Raw genomic sequence first — 11,772 nt, forward strand, 5'->3', positions numbered from 1 at the left:
GCCGCCGATGCTGGCGAGGGAGGGCACAGTGATCACCAGAGTCCTGGTCGCCAACCGCGGGGAGATCGCCCGCCGCGTGTTCGCGACCTGCCGCCGGCTCGGCATCGGCACCGTGGCCGTGTACACCGACCCAGACGCCCACTCCCCGCACGTCGCCGAGGCCGACGCGCGGGTGCGGCTGCAGGGCAACAACGGATACCTCGACAGCGGTCAGCTCGTCGCCGCCGCCCGCGCCGCCGGGGCGGACGCAATCCACCCCGGATACGGCTTCCTCTCCGAGAACGCCGAATTCGCCGCAGCCGTGCAGGAGGCCGGGCTGACGTGGATCGGCCCGCCGGTCGCCGCCGTCGCGGCGATGGGCAGCAAGATCGAGGCCAAGAAGATGATGGCCGCCGCCGGGGTGCCGGTGCTCGACGAACTCGACCCGGCGGGTGTGACCGCCGACCAGTTGCCGGTCCTGGTGAAGGCCTCCGCCGGTGGCGGCGGTCGCGGCATGCGGGTGGTCCGGGACCTCGACGCGCTGACCGACGAGGTGGCCGCCGCGCAGCGCGAAGCGCAGTCGGCGTTCGGAGACCCCACGGTCTTCTGCGAGCGATACCTCGCTGCGGGCCACCACATCGAGGTCCAGGTGATGGCCGACGCACACGGCACCGTGTGGGCGGTCGGCGAGCGGGAGTGCTCGATCCAGCGCAGGCACCAGAAGATCATCGAGGAGGCGCCGTCACCGCTTGTCGAACGCACGCCCGGGATGCGCGTCAAGCTGTTCGACGCGGCCCGCCTCGCCGCCAAGGCGATCGGATACACCGGGGCCGGGACGGTCGAGTTCATGGCCGACTCGAACGGCGACTTCTTCTTCCTGGAGATGAACACCCGCCTGCAGGTCGAGCACCCCGTCACCGAGGCCACCACCGGGCTCGACCTCGTCGAACTGCAGCTCCTGGTGGCCGACGGTCAGCGACTCGACGCCGAAGCGCCGTCAGCACGCGGACATTCGATCGAGGTGCGGCTGTACGCGGAAGATCCGGCGCGCAACTGGCAGCCGCAGGCCGGCACCGTGCACCACTTCGACGTGCCCGGCGCCGCAGTGCAGTTCGGCCCGCAGACCCGGGCGGGGGTGCGGCTGGACTCCGGCGTCGTCGACGCAACGGTGGTGTCGGTCTTCTACGATCCGATGCTCGCCAAGGTGATCTCGTACGCATCCACCCGCAGACAGGCCGCGGCGATCCTGGCGGACGCGCTGCTGCGGACACGACTGCACGGCGTCCGCACCAACCGCGACCTGCTGGTCAACGTGCTGCGGCATCCGGCGTTCCTCGACGGGGCAACCGACACCGCCTTCTTCGACACCCACGGCCTGGCCGGACTCGCCGCACCGGCCGGTGACCCCCGGGCGGCCGGATTGTCCGTGCTCGCCGCCGCACTGGCCGACGCCGCCCGAAACCGCCATGCGGCAACGGTGTTCGCGGCCGCGCCGAGCGGCTGGCGCAACCTTGCCTCGGGGTATCAGACCAAGCGGTACCGCGACACCGCCGGCGACGAGCACGACGTACGGTACCGGTTCACCCGTGCCGGTGTGCGGTTCGCCGACCGCGACGACGTGGAGCTGGTGTCGGCGACCCCGCACCGGGTGGTGCTGGCAACCGGCGGGGTGGAGTTCGGGTTCGACGTCGCCCGCCACGGGGATGCGGTGTTCGTCGACTCCCCGCTTGGTGCCGCCGAATTCGTCACACTGCCGCGCTTCCCCGACCCGGAGGCCGCCGTCGCGCGCGGTTCGCTGATCGCGCCGATGCCCGGGGCGGTGGTGCGCGTCGGCGCCGCCGTCGGGGACACCGTCACCGCCGGCCAGCCGCTGGTGTGGCTGGAGGCCATGAAGATGGAGCACACGCTGACCGCACCCGATGACGGCGTGCTCGCCGAACTCAACGTCACCATCGGCCAGCAGGTCGAGGTCGGCCAGGTATTAGCGCGAGTACTCGCCCGCGTCCAGACCGAAGGAGAAGACACATGACAGGTTTCGTCGAAACCGAAGAACAAAAGGCCCTGCGCCAGGCGGTGGCCACGATGGCCGCCAACTACGGGCAGGAGTACTACCTGGGCAAGGCCCGCGCCGGTGAGCACACCACCGAACTGTGGGCCGAGGCGGGCAAGCTCGGGTTCATCGGGGTGAACCTGCCCGAGGAGTACGGCGGCGGCGGCGCAGGCATGTACGAACTGTCCCTGGTGATGGAGGAGATGTCGGCGGCAGGTTCGGCGCTGCTGATGATGGTGGTGTCCCCCGCCATCAACGGCACGATCATCAGCAAGTTCGGCACCGACGACCAGAAGCGACGGTGGCTGCCCGGAATCGCCGACGGGTCGATCACGATGGCCTTCGCGATCACCGAACCCGACGCCGGGTCGAACAGCCACAGAATCACCACCACCGCGCGCCGCGACGGCGGCGACTGGATCCTCAACGGTCAGAAGGTGTACATCTCCGGCGTCGACCAGGCGCAGGCGGTGCTGGTGGTCGGCCGCATGGAAGACCACAAGACCGGCAACCTGAAGCCGGCGCTGTTCGTCGTGCCCACCGACACCCCGGGTTTGAGCTGGACGAAGATCGACATGGAGCTCGTCAGCCCGGAGAACCAGTTCCAGTTCTTCCTCGACGACGTCCGGCTACCCGCCGATGCGCTCGTCGGCTCCGAGGACGCCGCGATCGCGCAGTTGTTCGCCGGCTTGAACCCGGAGCGGATCATGGGCGCCGCCAGCGCTGTGGGAATGGGCCGCTTCGCCCTGAGCCGTGCGGTGGACTACGTGAAGACCCGCCAGGTGTGGAAGACCCCGATCGGCGCGCACCAGGGGTTGGCGCACCCCCTGGCGCAGAACCACGTCGAGATCGAACTCGCCAAGCTGATGACGCAGAAGGCCGCGGCGCTCTACGACATCGGGGACGACGCCGGCGCCGCCGAGGCCGCGAACATGGCGAAGTACTCGGCCGGCGAGGCATCGGTTCGTGCGGTGGACCAGGCCGTGCAGTCGATGGGCGGCAACGGGTTGACCAAGGAGTACGGCGTCGCGGCGGTGTTGACCGCGTCACGGCTGGCGCGTATTGCCCCGGTCAGCCGGGAGATGATCCTCAACTTCGTCGCGCAGACGTCGCTCGGCTTGCCTCGGTCGTACTGATGGAGTCCTGCTGATGTCCGAGCTGGTGCGCTACACCGTCGACGGCAACGTCGCCCGGCTGACGCTCGACTCTCCGCACAACCGCAACGCGCTGTCGACGGCGCTGGTCGAACAGCTCCACGGCGGTCTTCGCAAGGCTCGCGAAGACGCCGGGGTGCGGACCGTCGTCCTCGGTCACACCGGGGGCACGTTCTGCGCGGGCGCCGATCTGCGCGAGGCCGCCGGACGCGAACCGGGTGAGGTCGCAGTGGACCGGGCGCGGGAACTGACCGGCACGCTGCGGGCGGTCCTCGAGTCGCCGGTGCCGGTGATCGCGGCGATCGACGGGCATGTGCGCGCGGGCGGGCTCGGCCTCGTCGGTGCCTGCGACATCGTGGTGGCCGGCACGGGCAGCACCTTCGCGCTGACCGAGGCCCGCATCGGCGTCGCGCCGTCGATCATCTCGATGACGTTGCTACCGAAGATGACACCGCGGGCCGCCGGCCGGTACTTCCTCACCGGCGAGAAGTTCGGCGCGCAGGAGGCCGAGCGCATCGGGTTGGTCACCGTGGCGACCGACGACGTCGAGCCCACGGTCGCGGAGTTGGCCGCACAGATCGGCCGGGGATCGCCGCAGGGCCTGGCGGCGTCCAAGGCGTTGACGACGGCGGCGTTGCTGCGCGCGTTCGACCGCGACGCCGCGGCGCTGACCGAACAGTCCGCCGCGCTGTTCGTCTCCGAGGAAGCACGCGAGGGCATGCTGGCGTTCCTGGAGAAGCGGCCCCCAAGGTGGGCTGGCTGATGTGGTCCACGTCGCCCTGAGGTGCTCCACATCGCCGGGATCCCAACTGCCGACGCATGTTCGGACTTTGGCGCGGATGCGGTGACGGCGACGGAAACCGCGACCGACTAGAGGGTTCGCCGGCGCGGGCAAGGGCACAGTTCAGCCAACCCCCTTGCATGTGCCGGCGTTCGTCGTAGGCTCGTGGTTGATGAGCACACCTGCAACGCCGCGGAACGGCTCCAAGTGCGCTGCCGACACCGACCGAATCGAGGTCGCGCAGTTGCTCACTGACGCCGCGGCGCAGGGGCGCCTACAGATGACCGAGTACGAGAGCCGTCTGAAGAAGGCGTACGCCGCCCAGACCTATGACGAACTCGCCTCGCTGAGCGCCGACCTGCCGGGCGCGATGACCGCTCCACGCCGCATCGGACCGTACCGGCCTGCGCCGTCGACGGTGTTGCTGGGGATCATGACCGGATTCGAACGCCGCGGCCGGTGGAACGTGCCGCGGCGGGTCACCACCGTCGCACTGTTCGGCGGTGGTGTCTTGGACCTGCGCTACGCGGACTTCACCGCCCCTGAGGTCGAGATCCGGGCGTACTCCGTGTTCGGCAGCCAGACGATCCTGCTGCCGCCGGAGGTGAACGTCGACCTGCACGGAGGCGCCTTGATGGGATCGTTCGACCACAGCGTCGTGGGTGACGGCATACCCGGCGCGCCCTGCGTGCGGATCGCAGGCTTCGCGCTATGGGGAAACGTGCGGGTCAAGCGCCGGCGGCGCAAGCGCGCCGCCGCCACCGACTAGTCGGTTGACTTGTTCGTGGGCGGGTCACCATCTTTATTTTCAGCACGTTGGGACCCGCGGTCGGTCGCCTTCTTTGCCACATCGTCGATCCGCTGCCGCGGTCCGGCCTCGGCGGAGGAGTCGGATGTGGCGCCGGTGACGTTGCGCCCCACTTTGCGCAGGAACTTCGGGGAGTTGGCGGTCTTGTCGTCCGCTGACGGAGAGACCAAGCCGGTAGGCAAGCTGGCCACTCTGTTCTGGGGCACACCCGATTCCACTCTGGTGCCGTCGACCTCGGCCTCGCCCGCCGGAGGACGTGCGTTGTTGTCCGGGTCGGCGAGGTTGCGCAGGAACGTCTCGGTCTCGTCCGGTGTGGGTAGCAGCGCAGCCGGCTGGTAGACGTCCGGATTTGCCAAGGGGTCGTTGCCCGGGTAGCCGTAGTTGACGACGTCGGTCAGCGGATCCTCGATCGCGTCGGCGACCTTGTTGCCGGCCTCCCCGCCATAGGTACGCAGTGGTTGTAGCAGCGGCAGGCCGTCGCTGCGATAGCTGATGTAGGTGGTGTCACCCACTTGCTCGATGACGACGGTCTCGCCGTCGATCACGGCGGTGATCTCCTCGCCGTCAGTCAGTTCTTTGGGGCACTCGCCCGCGCAATCCGCGCCGCTGAGGTCGAGGTTGCCGTTCGCGTCGACCGGCAGGTCCACCGCCTCCTGGTCGAGCCGGTTGCCGAAGTAGGCGGCCAGCGAGTTCGCCATCGCGAACGGGTTGAGCACGTATGCCGGGGTGTTGCCGTTGATGTCGTACTCGTAGCCGACGTCGATGACCTTCGCGCCGGGCGACGTCGGTGTGGGCAGCGGGTTCACCCCGATCAACGCGAACACCGGGTAGCGGGTGCCGAAGCCGCCGTTGGGGCGGGCGACGTTGTTGTCGAGCACGTAGACGGCGTTGGCGGCGACGGGGTCGCCGGTGGCCTCCAGGTAGCTGAGCAGCAGGCTGACGTTGGCCGCACCCCATCCCGAGGACATGACGACGTTGTCCTCGTCGTCCTCGTCGGTGGGGTTCTTCAGCGCGTCGTACACACCGAACGGTCCGGTGAAGAAGTTGACCTGCACCACCTCACGGCTGCCGGTGGCGAATTTGCCGCCGTAGAACTCTGCGATCCCGGCCCCGGTCGGGTTGGTCGAGCTGCCCTCGATGATCAGCGCCGCCACGTCGTACATCGTCGAGGCGACGCCCTCCGGGTGCACCACCGCGACACCACCGGCGGTGGCCACACTGGCAACGATCACGCTGCTCAGCGCGGCAGGCAACACCGCCCGGTGCAGCCGCCCCGAGGGTGCGGCGTCGACCCGACGACGCGGTTCAGCGCGGTGCTTCGCCATTGATTCCCCTCGGCAGAATTTGCGTGCGATCCGTCCGCGGAGAGCCTCCACTGTCTTCACCCGGACGGTATGAATTCAGCAAACGATAACGCACAAGCGCGGGTTTGCGTAGCAATTATCGCCGGCGGCGTGAGGTCAGGTAGTCACCGACCACCGCGGCGCCGAGCCCGTCCGCGTCCGGGACCACCACCCGGCCCTGCACCCGCCGGGCCACCTGGTCGATGAAGCGGGCCAGCCCCGGGTCGCTGCCCAGCCGGAAGATCGTGACCTGCGCGCCGAGGCGGGCCACCTCGTCGAAGCCCCGCACGGTGTGGGCGATGGTCCGCGGATGCGGCGGGTAGTCGAAGAACACCTGGGCGCCGTCGCGTCCGCCGAAGTCCTCCAGGTGGGCGGTCGGCTCACCGTCGGTCACCACCAGTACCACCGGCTGGGCGTTCGGGTGCCGGCGCAGATGCCGGGTGGCCAGCGCCAGCGCATGGTGCAGGTTGGTGCCCTGTTCGTAGACGCCCTCCAGACCGGTCAGTTCGGCCGCACTCACCGTCCTGGCGTACCGGCCGAACGCGACGATCTGCAGTGCGTCGGAGCGGAATCGGGTGCTCACCAGATGGTTGAGCGCCAGCGCGGTCCGCTTCATGGGCAGCCACCGGTTCTCCATCACCATCGAGAACGAGGTGTCGACGAGCAGCGCTACCGCGGCCTGCGTCCTGGTCTCGGTCTCGGAGATCTCGACGTCGTCGACGGTGATGCTCACCGGGATCTCGCGTTCGCCCGTACCGGACTGTCGTAGCACGGCGTTGGTCAGGGTGCGGGTGACGTTCCACGGTTCGGTGTCCCCGAACTGCCACGGCCGGGTGGCTCCGGTCAACTCCCCCGCCGCGCCGGCGCGACGGGTGTCGCGCTCACCGTGGCGGCCCGAAAGTCGTTGCGCCACTTCGCTGAGCGCGGCCCGCCCCAACTGACGCATGGCCTTCGGGGACAGCCGCCATTTTCCGTCGGACCCGCGGTCGAGGAAGCCCTGGTTCATCAGGGCGCGTTCGAGTTCGGCCAGGGTCCGCGCGTCGACGGCGGCCTGGTCGCCCAGCTGACGGGCCAGCGCGTCGAGGTCGACGTCGTCCATCGTGGCGCCCGGGTAGCTCTGCGACAGCTGTTCGGCGAGCTGTTCGAGCTCACCGATGTCGGCCAGCGCCTGCGCGCCTTGCCCCATCCCCAGCGGGTTGTCGCCGGAGAACTCCGAGGAACCCGACCAGTCCTCGCCCGGGCGGGCCGCCTGCAGATGGGAGTCGAGCCTGTTGAGCGCGTTCATCAGCGACGGCGACCCGAATGCCTGCTGCGCCAGCGCGTCGAGTTCAGCCCGCTGATCCGGCGAGAGGCTGTTGCGGAAGCGCTGCGCGGCCGCCGCGCGTTTGGCCAGCGAGTCGAGCAGTTCGTCGACGTTGCGGGGGTTCTCCGGGAAGAACTCGCCGTGCTTGGCCATGAAGTCTTGAAAGTCTTCCGGGGAGTCCTGTCCTTTCGAGTGTTTCTCGAGCAACTCGTTGAGGTCGTCGAGCATGTCGTTGACGCGCTGGCGGTCCTCGTCGGTGGCGTTCTCCAGCGCCTCTTTCATCCCGGCGAACCGCTGGTCGAGCATCTCGCGGCCGAGCAGATCCTTGATCTGGTCGTACTTCTCGCGGCCCTCGGGGCTGCGCCACTGGTAGTCCGACAGTTCCTGGACGGCCTTGGCCGGTGACGGGGACAGCGCCTCGATCTGCAGCTCGCAGAATCGCGCGTCGTCGTCGATGGCGCGGGCGAGTTCCTTGCGTTCGGCGAGTACGGCCTCGTCGAGCAGCTTCTTGACCTCCTGCAGCGTGCCGTCGAGGCTGTTGCGTTGCAGCAGTTCTCGACGGCGCCGGTTGGCCTCGGCGGCCAGCCGGTCGGCTCCGCGCATGTTCTTGGTGCCACGCCGCAGCAGTTCGGACAGGGCGCGCCGCGGCGAGCTGCCCTCCATCACTTCCTCGCCGATCTGCTCGAGCGCCTCCCGCAGATCGACCGGCGGGGCAAGTGGATCCGGCCCGCCGGTGTAGCGGGAGTACCGCGACGACCGGCCGTGCCCGCGCGCCGAGGCCCGTTCAGCCATAGACCGTTTCGCCTTCTCCGGAGACCTTGTCGATCCGTTTGGCCAGGTACAGCGCCTCCAGCGCCAGCTCGACGGCGGCGGCCCGTTCACCGTCGGTCTGCGCGCCGAGGCGGGTCGCGATCGCGTCGATCACCGGCACGTCCGGCAGCGCGGCGAGCACGTCCTTGGCCGACACCCGCTCACCCGTCGTCACCGGGGACCCGTCCTCGAGGGCGGCGACCAACGGCCCGACGTCGAGACCACCGAGCACCCGCTGCGCGGTGTCGGCGGTGGCGCGGCGCAGCAGATGCTCCAGCACCGCCTGCTCCCGGCCCTCCTCACCCGATTCGAACTCCAACTTGCCGCGCAGCACGTCGACGACCGTGCCGAGGTCCACCACGCGGGCGACCGGCTCCTGCTCCCCGAGGATCGTCGAGCGGTGCCGGGCGGCCGCGGCGACGGTCTCCGCCGCAGCGATCGCGAACCGCGCGGAGACGCCCGAACGCTGGTCGACCGAACCCGATTCGCGAAGGTTGCGGGCGAAGCGGGCGAGGATCTGCAGCAGATACTCGGGGACGGCCGCCGCGAGCTGCGCCTCCTGGGTGATCACGCCGACCTCCGCGTCGAGCTGCAGCGGATAGTGGGTGCGGATCTCGGCACCGAACCGGTCCTTGAGCGGGGTGATGATACGGCCGCGGTTGGTGTAGTCCTCCGGGTTCGCGCTGGCGACGACGAGGACGTCGAGCGGCAGCCGCAGCGTGTAGCCGCGGACCTGGATATCGCGCTCCTCCATCACGTTGAGCATCGACACCTGGATGCGCTCGGCGAGGTCGGGGAGTTCGTTGACCGCGACGATGCCGCGATGGGCGCGCGGAATGAGGCCGTAGGCGATGGTCTCCGGGTCACCGAGGCTGCGGCCCTCGGCCACCTTGATCGGGTCGATGTCGCCGACCAGGTCGGCCACGCTCGTGTCGGGGGTGGCGAGTTTCTCGGTGTAGCGCTCGCTGCGGTGCCGCCACGCCACCTTGAGGTCGTCGCCGGAATCGGCGACGCGCCGAATCGACTCCGGGGTGATCGGGCTGTACGGGTGCTCGCCCAGTTCCGAACCCTCGATGACGGGCGTCCACTCGTCGAGCAGTCCGGTGAGCGCACGCAGCAACCGGGTCTTGCCCTGGCCGCGCTCACCGAGCAGGACGATGTCGTGTCCGGCGATCAGCGCCCGCTCGAGTTGGGGGATCACCGTGTCCTCGAAACCCAGGATCCCGGGCCACAGATCGCGGCCTTCGGCCAATCCGGCCAGCAGGTTCTCCTGGATCTCCTGTTTGACGCCCCGCTCGCGATGACCGGAGGCGCGTAGTTCGCCGACGGTCCGGGGAAGATCGTGGGGTTGGGTCACCACTCCACGCTACGACTGTGCGCCGAATGCGGCACTGCTTCCCCCCGTGAGCGAACAATGACGGCCCTCACGACGCGTTGGCCGCCACGTGGCTTCGGGCGTGCGCGATGGCGTCGTCGAGCGAGTCCATCAAGTGGTTCTCGTGACGGAGGGAGTCGAGCACTCCCACGCTGGTGATCATGTTCAGGTGCTCTGGGCGCACACCTTTGATGATCACCGTGATTCCGCGGGCCTCCAGTTCGGCGGTGATCTCTGCGAGTGTGCGTGCGCCGGTGGCATCGAGCATGCCCAGCTGTGACATCCGGACGATCACGACCCGGATTCCGGCGGCTTCGGCCCCGAAGGCTTCGGCGATCGCGCTGGAGATGCGCTCGGCGGCCCCGAAGAACATCGCCCCGTCGAGCCGCAGCAGAGCGATGTGTTCGTCCCCTTCGGAGCGCGGACCGGGCAATTCCTCGCGGGTTACGCTGCTGCGGCCTGCCAGATTCCGCAGTGCGAAGAACGCCGCGGCCAACACGCCGATCATCACCGCCTCGATGAGGTCGAAACTCACCGTGATCACCGCCGTCACCACGAACGTGAGCGCGTCGGAACGGCCCGACCGCAGTATCGACCGGATGGTGCCCGCCGAAATCATCCGGAACGACGTCACCATGAGGACACCCGCCAACGCGGCCAGCGGAACCCGGGACACCGGGCCGCTGAGCAGATAGACCACCCCGAGCAGGACCACCGAGTGCACGATAGCGGCGACGCGGGTCCGTGCACCCGAGCGGACGTTGACGGCCGTCCTGGCGATCGCGCCGGTCGCGGGCATCCCACCGAAGACCCCGGACGCCACCGACGCCAGTCCCTGGCCCAGCAGTTCGCGGTCGGGGTGGTACCGACCCGTCGGTGACATCGTGGCCGCGACCCGGGCCGAGAGCAGCGATTCGACGGCCGCCAGCGCGGCGACGGTGACCGCCGCCCCCAGCAGCGTCCGCAGCGCTTCGGTGTCGACCGTCGGCAGCACCGGCGCGGGCAGGTGTGACGGCAGCTCACCGATCGCCGCGACTGGCACGTGCAACGCGATCACGCCGACCGTAGCTCCGACGACGGCGAGCAGCGATGCCGGTGCGCTGGGGCTCAGCCGGGGCAGCGCGACCATCACCACGGCGACGAAGCCCACGACCGCGAGCGTGTTCGCGGCGGCGGCCCAGTCGGCATGGGTCAGGACATGCACCGAGGTGCTCAGGGTTCGGCCGCCGGGGGGCGCGGAGACGCCGAGCGCCGCGGGTAGTTGCTGGGCGAAGATGATCACCGCGATGCCGAGGGTGAAGCCCTCGATCACCGGCCACGGGATGAAGGTGACCGTCCGGCCCAGACCCGCGACCCCGCAACCGGCCACGAGCAGGCCGGCGACAACAGTCACCAGTGCCACACTGCCGAGGCCGTGGGCTGCGACGATGGGCGCCAGCACCACCGCCATCGCGCCGGTGGGCCCGGACACCTGGACATGGGATCCCCCGAATACCGCAGCGACCACCCCGGCGACGACGGCGGTGATCAGGCCGGCGGCCGCGCCGACTCCGGAGCTGATGCCGAAAGCCAGTGCCAGCGGCAGGGCGACCACGCCGACGGTCACCCCGGCCATCACGTCGCGTCGCCACGAGGTCGGCAGATCGGCGTAGTCGGAACGACGAGGCAGCAACCGTGCCGGGTTCACGAGTCCGACCGCAGCGGAGGCAGCGACGTCAACGTGTCGAGTTCGGCTCGCCGTGCGTCGAGCGTGTCCGCAAGGAAGGTCCGCGCGATCACCAGCAAATCCCGAATCTTCGGGTGGGCGAGCCGGTAGTGGACCGCGTTGCCGGTTCGCTGGGCGCTGACGACGTGGTGTCGTTTGAGCACGGCGAGATGCTGGGACAGCACGGTCGGTTCGACGTCGATCGACGACAGCATCTCGCTGACCGGGGTGGGCCGTCCAGCCGCGCTGAGTACTTCGAGGATGCGGATGCGGGCGGGATGGGCGAGCGCCTTGAACAGATTCGCCTTGATCTCGTAAAGCGGCTGTTCGGGCGGGTCGACGATGCGGTTGGGCACAACGGCGCTTTCAGTGGTCGAACGATTGATGGATTGCGTGACTTCGCAATCCAGGGTAGCTTGCGATGAAGCACCGTCGAGTTCGTCGTCGGTGATTATCGTCACCGG

At 69.2% G+C, this 11,772-nt stretch carries 9 protein-coding genes; 4 read left to right on the forward strand and 5 right to left on the reverse strand.

Translation table 11 applies throughout. From position 1 onward, the window contains the following. Nucleotides 1-28 precede the first annotated feature (28 nt). The 4 genes from G6N07_RS14970 (at nt 29) to G6N07_RS14985 (ending at nt 4,733) form a co-directional block, all read left to right on the forward strand. Entirely contained in the window at nt 29-2,008 is a 1,980-nt protein-coding gene (locus G6N07_RS14970) for an acetyl/propionyl/methylcrotonyl-CoA carboxylase subunit alpha (RefSeq protein WP_085188064.1), read from the forward strand. Beyond that, nucleotides 2,005-3,165 (forward strand): acyl-CoA dehydrogenase family protein, encoded by a 1,161-nt coding sequence (locus tag G6N07_RS14975; protein ID WP_085188062.1) that lies wholly within the window; start codon nt 2,005-2,007, stop codon nt 3,163-3,165. The genes G6N07_RS14970 and G6N07_RS14975 overlap by 4 nt, the downstream gene beginning before the upstream one ends. 13 nt (nt 3,166-3,178) lie before the next feature. Beyond that, nucleotides 3,179-3,946, forward strand: a complete 768-nt coding sequence (locus tag G6N07_RS14980; protein WP_085188060.1) for an enoyl-CoA hydratase family protein — start codon at nt 3,179-3,181, stop codon at nt 3,944-3,946. Nucleotides 3,947-4,136: 190 nt separating this feature from the next. Then, a complete protein-coding gene (locus tag G6N07_RS14985; RefSeq protein ID WP_085188058.1) occupies nt 4,137-4,733 on the forward strand; it encodes a DUF1707 SHOCT-like domain-containing protein in 597 nt (198 codons plus the stop codon). On the opposite strand, the gene G6N07_RS14990 is transcribed toward G6N07_RS14985, so the two are convergent. The 5 genes from G6N07_RS14990 to G6N07_RS15010 all read right to left on the reverse strand — a co-directional run bounded on the left by G6N07_RS14990 (nt 4,730) and on the right by G6N07_RS15010 (nt 11,664). Beyond that, nucleotides 4,730-6,097: a PE-PPE domain-containing protein gene (locus G6N07_RS14990; protein ID WP_235849539.1), complete on the reverse strand. Its 1,368-nt coding sequence runs from the start codon at nt 6,095-6,097 to the stop codon at nt 4,730-4,732. The two genes, G6N07_RS14985 and G6N07_RS14990, sit on opposite strands and share 4 nt — an antisense overlap. 115 nt (nt 6,098-6,212) lie before the next feature. After that, the gene (locus G6N07_RS14995) at nt 6,213-8,210 is read right to left on the reverse strand and encodes a VWA domain-containing protein (protein WP_085188056.1); all 1,998 of its coding nucleotides are present in this window, start codon (nt 8,208-8,210) and stop codon (nt 6,213-6,215) included. Continuing rightward, complete coding sequence (locus G6N07_RS15000) at nt 8,203-9,585, reverse strand: sigma 54-interacting transcriptional regulator (protein WP_085188160.1); 1,383 nt, start codon at nt 9,583-9,585, stop codon at nt 8,203-8,205. Before G6N07_RS15000 ends, G6N07_RS14995 begins: the two co-directional genes overlap by 8 nt. 67 nt (nt 9,586-9,652) lie before the next feature. Next, nucleotides 9,653-11,290: a SulP family inorganic anion transporter gene (locus tag G6N07_RS15005; RefSeq protein WP_085188054.1), complete on the reverse strand. Its 1,638-nt coding sequence runs from the start codon at nt 11,288-11,290 to the stop codon at nt 9,653-9,655. Continuing rightward, on the reverse strand, nt 11,287-11,664 hold the full coding sequence (locus G6N07_RS15010) for an ArsR/SmtB family transcription factor (protein WP_085188159.1): 378 nt from the start codon (nt 11,662-11,664) through the stop codon (nt 11,287-11,289). Before G6N07_RS15010 ends, G6N07_RS15005 begins: the two co-directional genes overlap by 4 nt. Between the last annotated feature and the right edge of the window lie 108 nt (nt 11,665-11,772).

Source organism: Mycolicibacterium doricum, from assembly GCF_010728155.1.
In the GTDB taxonomy this organism is placed as follows: domain Bacteria; phylum Actinomycetota; class Actinomycetes; order Mycobacteriales; family Mycobacteriaceae; genus Mycobacterium; species Mycobacterium doricum.